General features: G+C 59.4%; 12 protein-coding genes and 1 tRNA gene. 10 read left to right on the forward strand and 3 right to left on the reverse strand.

Translation table 11 applies throughout. The annotated features are described in order from the left end of the window. The first annotated feature begins 147 nt into the window (after positions 1–147). Positions 148–609, forward strand: coding sequence for a helix-turn-helix domain-containing protein (locus AB8C10_RS02310; protein ID WP_049354863.1), 462 nt, complete (start codon positions 148–150; stop codon positions 607–609). 72 nt (positions 610–681) lie between these two features. Here AB8C10_RS02310 and AB8C10_RS02315 read toward each other — a convergent pair whose 3' ends face one another. From AB8C10_RS02315 to AB8C10_RS02325, 3 genes are all read right to left on the reverse strand, one after another. Then, positions 682–1,860, reverse strand: coding sequence for an alpha/beta hydrolase fold domain-containing protein (locus AB8C10_RS02315; RefSeq protein WP_368866708.1), 1,179 nt, complete (start codon positions 1,858–1,860; stop codon positions 682–684). Positions 1,861–1,874: 14 nt separating this feature from the next. Further along, a complete protein-coding gene (locus AB8C10_RS02320; protein WP_368866709.1) occupies positions 1,875–2,822 on the reverse strand; it encodes an NADP-dependent oxidoreductase in 948 nt (315 codons plus the stop codon). A 229-nt stretch (positions 2,823–3,051) separates the two neighbouring features. Further along, positions 3,052–3,125: transfer RNA gene (locus AB8C10_RS02325), tRNA-Arg, on the reverse strand. A 74-nt stretch (positions 3,126–3,199) separates the two neighbouring features. Here AB8C10_RS02325 and argS point away from each other — a divergent pair. The 9 genes from argS to AB8C10_RS02370 form a co-directional block, all read left to right on the forward strand. Next, positions 3,200–4,864 carry an arginine--tRNA ligase gene (gene argS / locus AB8C10_RS02330; protein WP_368866710.1) on the forward strand — a complete coding sequence of 555 codons (1,665 nt, stop codon included), beginning with the start codon at positions 3,200–3,202 and terminating at the stop codon, positions 4,862–4,864. Positions 4,865–4,946: 82 nt separating this feature from the next. Beyond that, on the forward strand, positions 4,947–6,467 hold the full coding sequence (locus tag AB8C10_RS02335) for a diaminopimelate decarboxylase (protein ID WP_368866711.1): 1,521 nt from the start codon (positions 4,947–4,949) through the stop codon (positions 6,465–6,467). A gap of 298 nt (positions 6,468–6,765) precedes the next feature. Further along, positions 6,766–8,055: a homoserine dehydrogenase gene (locus AB8C10_RS02340; protein ID WP_368866712.1), complete on the forward strand. Its 1,290-nt coding sequence runs from the start codon at positions 6,766–6,768 to the stop codon at positions 8,053–8,055. A gap of 156 nt (positions 8,056–8,211) precedes the next feature. Continuing rightward, positions 8,212–9,312: a threonine synthase gene (thrC, locus tag AB8C10_RS02345; RefSeq protein ID WP_044150573.1), complete on the forward strand. Its 1,101-nt coding sequence runs from the start codon at positions 8,212–8,214 to the stop codon at positions 9,310–9,312. Between the two features lie 122 nt (positions 9,313–9,434). Beyond that, the gene (gene thrB / locus AB8C10_RS02350; protein ID WP_368866713.1) at positions 9,435–10,403 is read left to right on the forward strand and encodes a homoserine kinase; all 969 of its coding nucleotides are present in this window, start codon (positions 9,435–9,437) and stop codon (positions 10,401–10,403) included. A gap of 512 nt (positions 10,404–10,915) precedes the next feature. Beyond that, on the forward strand, positions 10,916–13,114 hold the full coding sequence (rho, locus tag AB8C10_RS02355) for a transcription termination factor Rho (protein ID WP_368866714.1): 2,199 nt from the start codon (positions 10,916–10,918) through the stop codon (positions 13,112–13,114). A 139-nt stretch (positions 13,115–13,253) separates the two neighbouring features. After that, positions 13,254–14,336 carry a peptide chain release factor 1 gene (gene prfA, locus AB8C10_RS02360; RefSeq protein WP_049337341.1) on the forward strand — a complete coding sequence of 361 codons (1,083 nt, stop codon included), beginning with the start codon at positions 13,254–13,256 and terminating at the stop codon, positions 14,334–14,336. Between the two features lie 390 nt (positions 14,337–14,726). Then, complete coding sequence (locus AB8C10_RS02365) at positions 14,727–15,869, forward strand: hypothetical protein (RefSeq protein ID WP_368866715.1); 1,143 nt, start codon at positions 14,727–14,729, stop codon at positions 15,867–15,869. A 216-nt stretch (positions 15,870–16,085) separates the two neighbouring features. Next, on the forward strand, positions 16,086–16,436 hold a 351-nt coding region (locus AB8C10_RS02370), incomplete at its 3' end, for a hypothetical protein (protein ID WP_368866716.1).

Consider the following 16,436-nt stretch of genomic DNA (forward strand, 5'->3'; position numbering starts at 1 on the left):
TAGCATCAAATACTATCTAAAAAGCTAATAATTATTCATTTATATTTTAGGTACCGCAGATGCGAATTAACTGCGCTTCTTAGCTTTCTTTCGATAGTTTCGTTCAACTGCTACAGTGGTGAATAACACAGTAACGAAGGAGTGACTATGCCATCACCAAAGACGTACCCGGCAACGCGTGCTGCAGTGTTGGATTGCTGCGAAGACGGACAGCACGAAGAAATTCACCACCGCTGCGAAGAACTCTTCCAAGCCCTCGTTCACGCGAGTCTGCGCACCCACTTCGACCGCCTCAGCGCCGAAGAAACCCTCTACCTGGTCACCGGCGACGGTGAGCGCGTACAGATTTCCCCCGAAATGTACGGACCCCTCACCTCCGTGGCGCGCGCATTCGCCGACCGCAAGGATGTTTGCGTGGTTCGCCAGGACCGCCTCATGACCACGCAGGAGGCGGCAGACTACCTGGGCGTATCCCGCCCGACCGTTGTTCGACTGCTGGAACGCGGAGATATTCCGTTCGAGCGCATTAACACGCACCGTCGCGTTGCTTTTGACGACCTCGAACGCTACCGCCTCGAGCACGAATACGTGAACCGCCGCGTTCGCTAAACCCGCATCTGGTCGATTACTTTCTGATCAATCACTCAGATCAGACAATACAGTTCAGACAGCGCAGTTGAGCTATACAGCGCGGTTGAAGAATCGCAGCATCTGCTGAACAATATCGGGGCTAAAACAGCGCGAATCCCCGTGTTCAGCATCCGGAACCAGCACCAAATCGGTAGGCACCTGCCGCGTGCGCAGCGCCTGATACACCCGCACCGATTGCTGGTACGGCACACACGAATCACTAATACCGTGCACGAGCATCAGGGGAGTGACATCGCCGCTCACTCCCGGTTCAGAGGCACTTTCGATCTTATTCACTCGTTTCTGGGGGCGTACCGCATCAATGGGATGCGCACGCTCCCAGTTCTTTTGGGCGCGCTCGATGCAAACACCCGGAACCGCCCGCTCACCCGCGGAAATATCGATAGTAGACATGTCTGCGGGGACCGGGTAGGTGCTTCCCAACAGTCGCCATTCAGCCCCGTCATCCTCGGGATGGTCGAGGGCATAGCCAGCCAGAGGGCGATCGGTGAAGATGGTCCTCAAATCGCTGACCCCGTAAAACGAAGCCGCCGCTGACACCCGTGAACTATGGGATGGGTAGGCGCTTGCCGCCCTGCCCTCGAAGTATTCGTTGTGCTCGGGCGTGCTCGCATGATTTTCGGCGGCGGAATTCTCAACGGCGGAATCTCCCGTGTGCGCAACCAGCATGCTCAGGTGACCGCCGGCGCTTCCGCCCGCTACTGCAATACGCTGCGGGTCAATGCCGAACTCGTGCGCGCGGGCGCGGAAGAAGCGCACGGCCTCCTTCACATCGTGCAGGGCACCGGGGAAGAGCGCCTGATGCGAATACCGGTAGTTGATGGAGGCGACCGTCCAGCCTGCCTGCTGGAAAGCGGCGCGCATGAGCGCCTGGGTGTTGGGTTGCTCCCCGTCAGGAGTGCGCAGGAGGGTGTCTCGTAGTGCCTGGTTGGTGCCGAAGCGCCAGGCACCGCCGTGAACCCACACCAGCAGCGGCGCGGGGGAGGAGGTATCCTCGGTCGCGGGGAAGAAATCGTAGGCGAACGCCTCGCGAGTTACCGGCGACTGTGCACCGTAGTCGGGTAGTGAGTGGGCATCGTAAAAGCCCGCCTCACGGTAAAAACCGGAGCGGTACTCGCTGCTCTCAACGGCGCGTGCACTCTCAATGTTCGGCACGTTCCCAGCGTTCGGTGCACCCTCAGTAGCCAGTGCGCTCTCAGAAGTCTGCATGAATCAGCGCCGCGCTAGGGAACCAGAACGATCTTGCCGCGGGTGCGACCCGTCGCCACCAGGGTGTGAGCCTGCGCAGCCTGCGAGAAATCAAGCACCTGATCCACGTGCACCTTCAGCAGACCCAGGGACATGAGGCGGGCAATCTCCTGCATCTGGACACGGTCCGGGTGAACCGTCAGCCACTGCGCCTCAAAGCCACGCTCACGCGCCACATCCAGCGGGTCGGGGCTGGTCAGGGTGACAATACGGCCGCCGGGGACCAACACCTCCAGCGAATCGAGGAAGGTCTGCTTGCCGGTGGAATTGAGCACCACATCCATGGTCTGACCCAGTACGGCACGGAAATCCTCGGTGCGGTAATCGATGGGCTGAGCGCCCAGCGAGCGCACAAACTCGTGGTTCGCCTCAGAGGCGGTCGCAAAAACCTGAGCGCCAGCATGCGCCGCCAGCTGAACGGCGAGGTGACCGACGCCTCCGGCACCGGCGTGAATGAGCACGCGCTCGCCCTCCTTCAGTCGCGCCACCTCGAAGAGCGCCTGGTATGCGGTCAGTGCCGCCAGGGGAGCGCCGCCCAACTGTGCGCAGGGAACATCGGCGGGCACCTTCACTAGCTGGTGCGCCGGGGCAAGCACATACTCCGCGTACGCACCTGCGGGAGCGGGGAAAGACACCAGACCAAATACACCGTCGCCCACCTTGAAGCCCGTGTAGTCACCAGCGGTGGCAACCACGGTGCCGGCAACATCCCAGCCGGGCACGAAGGGCTTGTACGACGGATCTGCCAGCTGAGCGGCGGGACCCAGACCCTTGCGGGTGGTTAGGTCAATCGGGTTGACACCGGCGGCAACCGTCTTGATGAGCACGTGACCGCGCACCGGCGAGGGGATGGGCACGTTTGCTTCGTGCAGAACGCTTTCGTCGCCCCATTCGGTGAGCTGAATCTGGCGCATGGTGGTCATCGGGTTACCTCCGCTGTCGTGGCTTAAAGTTCGGGTTGAGTTGAACAGTGTGCGCGTTTCCCCCATTCTCTCAAGGCGGTTAGCGTTGCCACAACAGGGCGGAGGGTAGTGTCCACGCTCTGACGTTGAAAAGTGGGGGGCAGTATGGCAGTTAAATAAAAAGGAGCCGATACCCGAACAATACGCCTCGGATATCGGCTCCCGTGTTCCCTCTCGAATAAGAACATCGTGCCCCTGAAAGGATTCGAACCTTCGACCCCCAGTACCGGAAACTGGTGCTCTAATCCGCTGAGCTACAGAGGCAACCCACCTATGGTATCAGATAAGCACTAGATAAACGGTCAGGCACCAGCCAAGGCTTGCTAGAATAGTTTGTTATGACTCCTGAAGAACTCTCCGAAGCCATTGCGCTTGCCCTTGAAGAAACCATTTCCTCCGGCCAGCTGACCCTCGTGGAGGGCGCTGAACTGCCCGCCGTCCGAGTGGAGCGCCCCAAGTCCCGCGAACACGGTGACTGGGCAACCAACATCGCTCTGCAGCTCGCCAAGAAGGTGGGCAAGAACCCGCGTGAGGTAGCAGCTCTTCTGGCAGAGAAGATTGGCGCCATCGCCGGTGTTGCATCCGTAGATATTGCTGGCCCCGGCTTCCTGAACATCACCCTGGACGCCGCAGCTGCTGGTGAGCTTGCCGCCACCATCGTTGAGGCTGGCGAAGCATACGGCCGTAGCGACAAGTTCGCTGGTAAGACCATTAACCTTGAGTTCGTTTCCGCGAACCCCACCGGCCCCATCCACCTGGGTGGCACCCGCTGGGCTGCCGTCGGTGATGCGCTCGCCCGTGTCCTTGAGGCCGAGGGTGCTAACGTCGTGCGTGAATACTACTTCAACGACCACGGCACCCAGATTGACCGTTTCGTGCGCTCCCTGATTGCCGCTGCTCGCGGCGAGGAGACCCCTGAGGACGGCTACGCTGGCGCGTACATTGTTGACATTAAGGACCAGATTCTGGCTCAGCGCCCCGACGCGCTTGAGGCTGAGAACCCCGAAGAGATTTTCCGCGAAATCGGTACTCACCTGATGTTCGATCAGATCAAGGAGTCCCTGGCGGCATTCGGCACCCACTTCGACGTGTTCTTCCACGAGAACTCCGTGTTCGAAGGCGGCAAGGTGGACGCCCTGCTTGAGACCATGCGTGAGAACGGTCAGCTCTTCGAAGCTGACGGTGCATGGTGGATGCGCACCACCGACTACGGCGATGATAAGGACCGCGTGGTCATCAAGTCTGACGGCAACCACGCCTACGTGGCGGGCGATATCGCCTACTACCAGGACAAGATGACCCGTGCAGTAAACCCCGCTGACGTGGCGATTTATATGCTCGGCGCTGACCACAGCGGCTACGTGGGCCGTCTGAAGGCTATCGCCCAGATTCTTGGTTACCGCGCCGACCAGATTGAGGTCATGATCGGTCAGCTGGTGAACCTGGTCAAGGACGGCAAGCCCGTCCGTATGTCCAAGCGTGCCGGCACCGTGGTCACCCTCGAGGACCTGGTCGAAGCTGTTGGCGTTGACGCAGCCCGCTACGAGCTGACCCGCTACTCGGTGGACACCCCCATCGACATTGACCTGGGCCTGCTGACTTCCAAGAGCAACGAGAACCCGGTCTACTACGTGCAGTACGCTCACGCACGTACCGCCGCTGTGGCACGTAACGCCGCGGAGGCTGGCGTGAAGGTTGAGGACGGCGTGGACACCTCCCTGCTCGACTCCGCCGCTGACGGTGAGCTGCTGGCTGTACTCGGCCAGTTCCCGGCTGCTGTGCGTGACGCCGCGAAGTTCTACGAGCCGCACCGCGTGAACCGCTACCTGGAGCAGCTCGCTTCGGCGTACCACAGCTGGTACGGTGTCTCCCGCGTCGCCCCCAAGGCGGGTGAAGAGGTCACCGATCTGCACCGTACCCGCCTGCTGCTGAACAACGCGGCACAGCAGGTGCTGGCTAACGGCCTGAACCTGCTGGGTGTGAGCGCACCCGAGCGCATGTAATACTCTCGTTTCAACCCCCGACCCGGTGCTACCGGGGCGGGGGTTGAGCGTATGCCGGCAAGATAGCTAAGAAAGAGACACGATGAGCGAAGCCCGCGCCCTCTACGCCCCCGAATGGATCACCTACCCCGAGCACCCCGAGGCCCTGTCCCGTACCATCTGGACTGATTCTTTCACCCGCAATGAGCAGGGTGAGCTCTGCATTGACGGCGTGACCGTCAGCGACCTGGCGACTGAGCACGGCACCCCGCAGTACGTCTTCTCCGAGACGACTTTCCGTGCCCGTGCCCGCGCCTACCGCACCGCTTTTGAGCAGGCTTTTGCCGCGCACGGTGCGAAGGTGAGCGTCTACTACGCCGGCAAATCCTTCCTGTCCACCGCGGTGGCACGCTGGGCAACCGAGGAGGGCCTGTGCCTGGATACCGCCTCCGGTGGTGAGCTGGCGTTGGCTCTGCGCGCGCAGGTTCCCGGTGAGAATATCGCCCTGCACGGTAACAATAAGTCTGAGGCTGAGATTGCCCGCGCGATCCGTAACGGCCTGGGCCGCGTGGTGGCTGACTCGGTGGACGAGCTCAAGCTCATTGAGCGCGTGTACGCGGAGCTTGCTGCCGAGCGCGTGGCGGAGGGCGAGGAGCCGTACGCCCCGGTTCCGGTGCTGATTCGCATCACTCCCGGCGTGCACGCCTCCACCCACGAGTCCATTGCGACCGCGCACGAGGACCAGAAATTCGGAATGTCCCTGCAGCCCGGTACCGCCGCGCTCGCCGGTCTGGACGAGGAAGAGCTGGAGCACTGGGGCGTGGAGGCCTCCGACTCCTACGCTGCGCTGGCGGCGGCAATCCTGAATGCGACCGACTCCCTGGATTTCCGCGGTATTCACTGCCACATCGGTTCGCAGATTTTTGAGGCGGAGGGCTTCGAGCAGGCGGCAACCACCGCTCTGGAATTCATGAACCGCCTCAACCGTGACCTGGACGTGACCCTGCCGGAGCTGGACCTGGGCGGCGGCTACGGCATCGCCTACACCGAGGCGGACCACCCCCGCTCCATCGCCGAGGTGACCGAATCCATCGCCGCTTCGGTTGCGGCGACCTGCGAGCGCCTGGGCATGGCGATTCCGCACATGTCGTTCGAACCTGGTCGCTCGATTTCGGGCCCCTCGGGTGCGACCCTGTACACGGTCGGCACCATCAAGAACGTGAGCATTGAGGACGAAAACGGCGAGATTCGCGTGCGCCGCTACGTCTCTGTGGACGGCGGCATGAGCGATAACGCCCGCCCGGTGCTGTACGAATCGGATTATTCGGTGACCCTGGCGAATCGTGCCCCGGCGGGGGAGCAGGTGCTCTCTCGCGTGGTGGGTAAGCACTGCGAGTCCGGCGATGTGGTGGTGCGCTACTGCTACCTGCCCGCTGATCTGCAGGCCGGCGATATTCTGGCGGTTCCTGCGACCGGCGCGTACTGCTACGTGCTGGGGTCGAACTACAACTTCCTGACCCGCCCGCCGGTGATTGCGACTGCTGAGGGTCTGCCTTCGCGCGTGATGATTCGCCGCCAGCGCGAGGAGGACATGCTGGCGCTGGATATGGGTTCGGATATCTAGAGTCCGCCCCAGAATCTATGAAGCCGTGGAGTTCTCGTCTCTACCATGTGCGACGTGAGGCAGTGGTTACTGGCGGGGCTTCACGGTTTTGCGTGTTCAAAACTCTGCAGACACTAAGGTTCACCTCATAACTGTGAGGGATACCTCATCTCAGAGAGTAAAAGTCGCAGCTTGAGGCTGCTGAGCCGTCCCCGGCTCTTGATAAAGTGGTTGTTGAGTGCGTGCTCTGCACCGCATCCACGCCTAGCCCGAAGATATACCGGGGCGAACCCGGAACAGACCGTAGAAAGAGACTATCGTGGCTGAAAAGATCAAAGTAGCACTGCTTGGTGCCGGTAATGTCGGTTCCCAGGCTGCTCGCATCCTGGTCGAGGATAACGCTGTCCTTGAGAAGCGCATTGGCGCCCCCGTGGAGTTGATCGGTATTGCTGTGCGCGATACTAATGCATCCCGCCACTGGAATGCGGACCCCTCGCTGTACACCACCGACGCTGAATCCCTGATTGATGCGGCGGATGTGGTCATCGAGCTGACCGGCGGTATTGAGCCGGCTCGCACCCGCATTCTGCGTGCTCTGAAGGCGGGCAAGTCCGTTGTCTCCGGTAACAAGGCTCTGCTTGCTAAGCACGGTGTGGAGTTGCAGGCTGCCGCTGATGAGTCCGGCGCTCAGCTCTCTTACGAGGCTGCTGTTGCGGGTGCTATCCCGATTCTGCGCCCGCTGCGTGACTCCCTGGCTGGTGACCGTGTGACCCGCGTTCTGGGCATCATGAACGGCACCACCAACTACATTCTTGATCAGATGGACACCACCGGCGCTTCCTTCGCGGATGCACTGGCTGAGGCTCAGAAGCTCGGCTACGCGGAGGCTGACCCGACCGCTGACGTTGAGGGCCACGATGCCGCGTCGAAGGCTGCGATTGTTGCTTCGCTGGCGTTCCACTCTGACTTCACTATTGATGATGTGCACACCGAGGGCATCACCTCCATCACCGCTGATGACGTTGCTGCCGCGGATGCTGACGGTTACGTCATCAAGCTGCTGGCTATCTGCGAGCGCGAGGGTGAGAACGGCGCGAACATTCGCGTGAACCCGACTCTGATTCCTCGTCAGCACCCGCTGGCTGGTGTGCACGGTGCGTTCAACGCTGTGTTCGTTGAGGCGGAGAACGCCGGCGAGCTGATGTTCTACGGCCCCGGTGCAGGTGGCGCTCCGACTGCTTCGGCTGTTCTGGGTGACTTCGTGTCCCTGGCTCGTCGTCTGGTGTTGGGCGGTCCCGGTGTTCCGGAGACTTCTCACGCTCAGTTGCACGCAACCAGCCTGGATAACGTGGTGTCTCGCTACTCGGTGGGTGTTCTGGTAGAGGATCGCCTGGGTGTTCTGGCGAACATTACCCGCATCCTGACTGAGCACGGTATTTCTATTGATTCTCTGCGTCAGTCCGCCCCGAAGGAGGGTGCGGCTCAGATTCGTATGGTCACCCACTCGGCCAAGGATTCCGATTTGCGCCGTGCGATTGCTGTGATTGATGCTCTGGACACTGTGCGTGAGGTGAACTCGGTCATCCGCGTGGAGTCTGAGAAGTACTAAAGCTCGAATCGTTATCTAAGCGCGGCACGCGCCGCTCACTAAACGTGCGATGTTCGCCTGCGGGCGCATCGCTCACTAACTAACCCGCGTACCCGCTACCGCGCCGAACCTATGGGAGGTCCGGCGGGCGGGACGCCAAGATTGAAGGAGAAGCCAATGGCACACGTGTGGCAGGGCGTTATCAATGAGTACCGTGACCGTCTGCCTTTTGCAGATGATGTGAAGGCTGTGACCCTGGGTGAGGGTGGTACCCCGCTGATTCACGCGCCGGCACTGTCTGCTGAGACCGGTAACACCGTTTACCTGAAGTTTGAGGGTATGAACCCGACCGGTTCGTTCAAGGACCGCGGTATGACCAGCGCTATGACCGCTGCTAAGCGTGACGGTGCGAAGGCTGTTGTGTGCGCTTCGACCGGTAACACTTCCGCTTCGGCTGCTGCATACGCGCTGCAGGCTGGTATGCGCTGTGCAGTGCTGGTTCCGGACGGCAAGATTTCTATGGGTAAGCTGTCCCAGGCGATTGCTCACGGCGCTGACATCATTCAGATTGACGGCAACTTCGACAACTGCCTGGAGATTGCTCGCAAGCTCAGCGAGAACTACCCGGTGTTCCTTGTGAACTCGGTGAACCCGTACCGTATTGAGGGTCAGAAGACCGGTTCGTTCGAGGTCGTTGATACCCTGGGTGACGCTCCCGATTACCACCTGCTGCCGGTTGGCAACGCGGGTAACATCACCGCGTACTGGAAGGGCTACAAGGAGTACTCGGAGCCCTACACCAACCGTGACGGTAAGGTTCTGGAGCCTGTTGCGACTAAGCGTCCGATTATGTGGGGCTTCCAGGCTGCTGGTGCTGCTCCGATCGTTGCTGGCCACCCGATTGAGGCTCCTGAGACCATTGCGACCGCTATCCGTATCGGTAATCCTGCGTCGTGGGAGAAGGCTGAGGCTGCTCGTGACGAGTCCGGCGGCGTGATTGAGGCTGTGACCGATGAGGAGATTCTGGAGGCGCACCGCTGGCTGTCTGCCCGCGAGGGTGTCTTCGTGGAGCCGGCTTCGGCCGCCGGTGTTGCGGGTCTGTTGAAGAAGCACCGCGCCGGTGAAGCTCCCGAGGGTAAGACCATCGTGATTACTGTGACCGGTCACGGTCTGAAGGACCCGCAGTGGGCTCTTGAGGCTGTGAACGGTGTGAAGGTTGAGCCGACTAAGGCTCCCTTCGACGTGGTTGCTGTGGCAGATATTCTTGATTTGAACTAGTCTGTTCATACTACGATGTGCACTCCGTCCCGGTTTTCGGGGCGGGGTGCACCTGCATGACAGCCCCTTTTTGTATCTTTCACCTATTCACTCATTACGTCACCGATCGCGAGGTTCTTCTCATGTCTTCCCTGCATATTTCTGATATTCCGGTGGGCGCGTCCGTTAAGGTTCGTGTTCCCGCTACGAGCGCTAACCTGGGTCCCGGCTATGACAGCATGGGTTTGGGTCTTGGCTTTTATGATGAGCTGGTTGTTGAGCGTATTGAGTCTGGCCTGGAGTTTGAGCTCAGCGGTGAGGGCAGCGCGGATGTTCCTCGCGATGAGAGCCACCTGGTTTTGCAGGCGATGAAGGCTGGTTTCGCGGCGGCTGGTTTGGATGAGCTGCCTCCGGTGAAGCTGATTGCTGATAATAAGATTCCGCATTCTCGCGGTATGGGTTCTTCGGCGTCGGCTATTGTGGCGGGCGTGGCTGCGGCGAGCGGCCTGCTGCCGGAAGAGTACCGCCTGAGCCGTGAGCAGATGTTGCAGGTCGCCTCCGATATGGAGGGCCACCCGGATAACGTGGCTCCGGCGATTTACGGCAACCTGTCGGTGTCCTGGGGTGAGCTGGGTCATTGGAAGTCCCTGATTATTCCGGTGCATCCTGATGTTCACCCGGTGGTGGCTGTGCCCGATTATGAGGTATCGACGAAGCTTGCTCGTTCGCTGATTCCTTCGCAGATGCCCCATGTTGAGGCAGTGGCGAACTCGGCTCGTGCGGCGTTGCTGGTGCGTACTCTCTCTGACGCTCCCGAGCATCTGATGGATGCAACCGTGGACTACCTGCATCAGGGGTACCGTGTGACCGCGATGGAGCCGTCGGCTGCGCTGGTGGCGTACCTGCGCGGTCAGGGTTTTGCTGCGGTGATTTCTGGTGCCGGCCCGACCGTTTTGACCTTTGCCCACGGCGATGAGCAGGTGCGACAGGTTCAGGAGGCGATTGCCGAGTTTGAGGCGACCCACCCCTGCAGCGCTATTGTGGATCGCCGCCTGAACTGGCGAGTGCTTCCCCTTGAAATTGATACTGAAGGTGTTATAGTTACTCAGTAGGACGTTATTAGTTCGTCCTATGTTGAGGTTCGCCCGTCGTTCAATGTAGACCGTCGATACTATCCTTCGTAACGTACTTCCGTTTCCCCTGATGCCTCAGATACTTTTGTATCTGGGTGGGAGCCGGTAGGGTTCGGGGGAGTGCCTTTGGGATTCACGTCTTTCTTTATTTCTGACGCATAGGGGAAGACTTTTCTGGGGGTTCGGTTTCGCGGCGGGTGCCCTTCCAAAGTGACCAATCCATCCTCTTCATCTCGTGCAGATGGTTCTTATAGATGATGGTTTGGGCTTGCCCACATTTGTGATAGAGCGCCTTATCTTCCGTGTGTGCTCGCTGTGTCTGAATCAGCGGGTACGGTAAGAGACACGAACCGCCTCCAGCGCGGTTCGAGGGAGTCGAAGGTGCAGACTGCTGTTTTCTTTCGGCAGTGTCTAAGCCTTTGACCGCGCTATAGCGCCCGCCCGATCTTTATTCTGAAGATTTTCAGGGCTTATAACCAAAGGAATTGTAGTTGGCAAAGAATATTGTTGTCACCGATGAGTACGGTACGGCGGCTGCCGCACCGGAACTTGCGAACTTGAAGGTCGCGCAGCTGCGTGTCCTCGCCCAGCAGCTTGGTATCCGCGGCTACCTGAAGTTGAAGAAGGCTGAGCTGGTTCAGGCTCTTGAGGAGCATCAGCGTGGCGGCGCCGTAGCCGCTCCTGCTGCGCCCAAGACCGAATCCACCAAGGCTGAAGAATCCAAGCCTGAAGCACCCGCTGAGGCTGCCGCTGAATCCGCTGATGCCTCCGCTGCTGAGAAGACTGAGGAGTCTAAGCCTCGCCGTACTCGCCGTACCCGCGCCCAGAAGGACGCCGAGGCTAAGGCTGAGAAGGCTGCTGAGAAGACCGAAAACTCTGAGTCTGCTGAGGCTTCCGCTGAGAGCGCTGAGAAGAGCGAGAAGGCTGAGAAGCGTACCCGTTCTTCCCGCTATGAGACTCCCGCTCAGAAGCGTGCGCGCGCTCGCCGTGCCGCTGAGGGTGAGGACGCATCGGCGGAGAAGTCTGAGAAGACTGAAAAGGCTGAGAAGGCTGAGAAGCGTACTCGCCGCACCCGCACCCGTAAGGACGAGAAGCCGGTTGAGCTTCCTCCGCTGGATGTGCGCGCTGAGCTGGCTGCTGAGCGTATTGGTGAGCGTTCGGAGCAGGTTGACCTGCCCGGTAACTCGGCTGAGCTGAAGGCTGCTACCGCTGATGGCACCGCTAGCCTGGACAGCCTGAACGCTGCCCTGGACATGACTTTTGGCACCCCCGATGGTGAGAAGAGCTCGAAGCGTACCCGCACCCGTGAACGTCGCCGCGACCAGGATGGTGAGCGTACCGAGCGCCGCACTAAGCGTGACCGCCAGGCGGAGCGTGCAGAGCGCAATGCTGAGCGTAGCGAACGTGCCGAGCGTAAGGCTGCTGAGCGTGCAGAACGCGCAGAGCGTGCCGAGCGTACTGAGCGCCGTTCCAAGCGTGACCGCCAGGCGGAGCGTGCTGAGAAGCAGGCTCGCCGCCGCGAGGAGAACGAGCCTCGCCTGAGCGAAGACGATGTGCTGGCACCGATTTCGGGTGTGCTGGATATCCTCGATAACTACGCTTTCGTGCGCACCACCGGCTACCTGCCCGGCACCAATGACGTGTACGTTTCCCTGGCCCAGGTGAAGAAGTACAACCTACGTAAGGGCGACCACGTGCTCGGCGCGATTCGCGTGCCGCGCGAGGGTGAGTCGAACAACCGCCAGCGCTTCAACGCCCTGGTTCAGGTTGAGGCTATCAACGGTCAGAGCGTTGAAGAGGCCGCTAACCGCCGCGTGTTCTCCAAGCTGACCCCGCTGTACCCCAAGGAGCGTCTGCGCCTGGAGACCACCCCCAAGAAGCTGGGTACCCGCGTGGTGGACCTGGTGTCCCCGATCGGTAAGGGTCAGCGCGGTCTGATTGTGTCCCCGCCGAAGGCGGGTAAGACCCTCATGCTGCAGTCCATTGCGAACGCGATTACCGTGAACAACCCGGACGTGTACCTGATGATGGTCCTGGTGGACGAGCGTCCTGAAGAAGTGACCGACATGCAGCGCACCGTCAAGGGTGAGGTTATTGCCTCGACCTTCGACCGCCCCGCTGAGGATCACACCACTGTTGCTGAGCTGGCTATTGAGCGTGCAAAGCGTATGGTGGAGCTCGGCTACGATGTGGTCGTGCTGCTGGACTCCATGACCCGCCTGGGCCGCGCATACAACCTGGCTGCTCCGGCATCCGGTCGTATCCTGTCCGGTGGTGTGGATTCTGCCGCATTGTACCCGCCGAAGAAGTTCTTCGGTGCTGCCCGCAACATTGAAGAGGGCGGCTCGCTGACCATTCTTGCTACCGCCCTGGTTGAGACCGGCTCGAAGATGGACGAAGTGATCTTCGAAGAGTTCAAGGGCACCGGTAACATGGAGCTGCGCCTGTCTCGTCAGCTGGCGGATAAGCGTATCTTCCCGGCGGTTGATATTAATGCTTCTGGTACTCGCCGTGAGGAGAACCTGCTTTCCCCGGATGAGATCAAGATTATGTGGGGTCTGCGCCGTGCCCTGGCGGGTATGGAGCCCGAGCAGGCTCTGGGTGTTCTGACCAACCAGCTGCGTAAGACTGAAAGCAACGTGGAGTTCCTTCTGACGGTTCAGAAGAACGGTCTGCGTCTGGTCGACTAAGGCTCGTATCTCACGCGCCCCACCTCCTCATGTGGGTGGGGCGCGTGAGCCGTTCGTTTTGTGCATCCCGCTGTGAGGGATGAGAAATCTAGTGCCTGCCCGTGCGGCGTAAAGTGCGGGAGATGGAAGAGAGAACAGAATGTTTGAATCTATTCAGGTTCTGCTGGATGAGCACGCTGACCTGCAGAATCAGCTGGCGGACCCCGCCGTGCAGGCGAACCAGGGTAAGGCACGCCGTGTGGGCCGCCGTTACGCGGAGCTGACCGGTATTGTGACTGCGTACAACAAGTACACTTCGCTGAAAGATGACCTTGAGGCTGCTCGCGAGATGGCTGATGAGGATCCGGATTTCGCGGCGGAGATTCCCGGTCTGGAGGAGGAGCTGGAGGTTGCTCAGGAGAAGCTGCGCCGCCTGCTGATTCCGCGTGACCCGGATGATGGCCGTAACGTCATTCTTGAGGTGAAGGCTGGTGCTGGTGGCGACGAGGCGGCTCTGTTCGCTGGTGACCTGCTGCGCATGTACATGCGTTATGCCGAGAACAAGGGCTGGAAGACTGAGATTATTTCTTCGACCAGCACCGATGTTGGCGGTTACAAGGACGCACAGATCGCTATTAAGGGTTCCTCGAATGAGCCTGCTGAGGGCGTGTGGGCGCACCTGAAGTACGAGGGCGGCGTGCACCGCGTGCAGCGCGTTCCGGCGACCGAGTCTCAGGGCCGTATCCACACCTCCGCTGCTGGCGTGCTGGTGTTCCCCGAGGTGGACGAGCCCGAGGAAATCGAGATTAACCAGAACGACCTGAAGATTGACGTGTACCGTTCTTCGGGTCCCGGTGGTCAGTCGGTGAACACCACCGACTCGGCGGTGCGTATTACCCACCTGCCCACCGGTATTGTCGTGGCGATGCAGAATGAGAAGTCTCAGCTGCAGAACCGTGAAGCTGCAATGCGCGTTCTGCGTGCGCGACTGCTGGCTCACCAGCAGGAGCAGATTGACGCTGAGAACGCGGCACACCGTGCATCCCAGGTGCGTACCATGGACCGTTCGGAGCGTATCCGTACCTACAACTTCCCGGAGAACCGCATTGCGGATCACCGTACCGGCTACAAGGCGTACAACCTGGATGCTGTGCTGAATGGTGACCTGGAGCCCGTGGTTCAGTCCGCTATTGAGATGGACGAGGCGCACCGCCTCGCTCAGGTGGGCCAGGAACAGAAGTAATTCTGTACAGAAGTAACGCTGCATAGAAGTAGTTCTGTGCAGACGTTAGGTCTGCGTTAGCAGACCGGTAAAGGCGCGTGAGTTTAGCTTGATTGCTGAACTCGCGCGCCTTTTTTTGCACCCTATCGCCGGGGGTCGAGTGGTGAATGACCAAACGCCGCGCGCGTTTGAAAGCTTCACCCTAGACTGGAGGTGTAGCTAGCGTTGGCGGGGTTTATTGCGGGTGATAGCCCCCGGTAGCGGTGTTCTTTGAAAAATGAATAGAGAAAAGATGGAAGCCACTTTAGGGGTGTCGGGCAGTGTAGCCCGGCACCGGTAATTTTTGATATTTCGAGACTGGTGATTTTTGGTTAGCTACTTTTGGGTAGCTACTGAGCGAAAGGCAGAAAAATGGGCGTTATTGTTGACCTTCAACCGGGTGATGGAATTCTTGTCGAATTTAGAGACGGTAATGATGGTAAGGACGGCAGGGGACTAGTGGTTTTGGAAGTTGCTGCGGTTGAGGGCTCGAAGTTCTCGGCACGCTTGCTGAACCGTTCTCGTCTTGGTCGGACTGCCGATTATTGGGATGATCGGTATGTCTTTACCGGTGAGGTGAGGGAAGATGATCCCCTGAAAATTTGGTTGAAGTGTTACGACTGGGAAGGCAAGGAATTTGATGATTATATGTCGCTCAGGTATGCGTTCTATTTGGGGGCGCCCCTTGACCAGACTACTGTCACAATGATGACGCGGGACGGAATCGGCCGAGAAATTGTGTGTAGGGCCGGAGATAACGTGCTGACCTCTGACGGCCCGCGTGTTGTGAAAGCTGTCTACGAGAACGTGGTTGTGGTGAAGGACCATAACTATGTTTATCTCGGTAGGTATCTGCAGAAGAAGCTGGGTTCTGACCACTGGCCTGATGCCCGGCATCGGCAGACATGGAACTTTGGTGGTGCGGTAGCGTACATCGTACCTATTACCTCTGAGGTGGCGGAGTCTCTGAACACTCTCAAATATTCAAAAGAATATGCGGAGCTTCAAGAGGACCATCCGGAGCTTTTTGAAGGAATATACAGTGCTGGGAGCTACTGGTTCCGCTCGTATTTTCCGCCGCTGGCTGATGAACCGTATCCTTCTGAGCTTCTGAATGCTACTGCGCCTCAGATGCTGTTGGCGCTGGTGGATTCGGGGTACTTCTTCTACAAGCACACCGATCTTTCTGCCCCTGATAGCGTTCAGCCGGTTGACCCGTATAAGGTTTACCCGTCCTGGTACGAGGAACGAAACGCATGGAAAAGCCTGAGGCGTAGAGCAGCCCGCGTAGTGGCAGATTGGATAGAATCGCTAGCTAATGTACTTCGCGAGAAGACTGGGGAAGCTACTTCGTTTGAGGCTCGGCTATGGGAGGAACTGTCTTATCTGCAGGGAACATACGAATACCAGTCGACCGGGGTTCCCGGTGAAAAGTGTGATGTGGACTGTGACGCCAAATGCTCGCGTTGTGCTGGAGGCGACCCGAACTATCGGGGTGAGAACCGCTGGTACTAGAGCAGAGCGTCTATGGGGTATTCGCGTAGACGCATAGCGTAGGGGAGGGGCGGTCGTGACAGGTCGTTGCGGCTGCCCCTCCGACTGCCTCCAGTACAGGGGGATGACGCCTCTCTCCTATCGGGGGGGGGAGAGAGACCCGGGAAGCGGGAACGCGGACGAGAACAAAATTACAGAGTGTGCAGCTGAGAAAGCTGGGAGAGAAGGGCAGACGACATGGGAATTATCGTAGATCCTCAACCGGGAGACGGATTTCTTATCAAGGTTAGCGATTCCAATGATGGCAAGGGCGGCACGGAACTACTCGTTTTGGAAGTAGCTGCGGTTGAGGGCTCTTTGTTTTCTGCGAGGCTGTTGAATTCGGCTCGGCTGGATCTTGACTGGAAACGAGGCGAGGAGTATGAGGTTTTTATCGGCAAGATTATTGAAGATGACCCCCTCCGCCTCGAGCTTAAATACTATGATTCGGCGGGTGAATTAGTGCCCGATAGGCTTGAGAGTTATTCTGCGATTTACCTCGGGGCACCTGTCAAACAGACCCGAGTCACTCTGACGACGGAGGATGGG

It is taken from the genome of Rothia mucilaginosa (assembly GCF_964210535.1).
Taxonomy (GTDB): Bacteria; Actinomycetota; Actinomycetes; order Actinomycetales; family Micrococcaceae; genus Rothia; species Rothia mucilaginosa_F.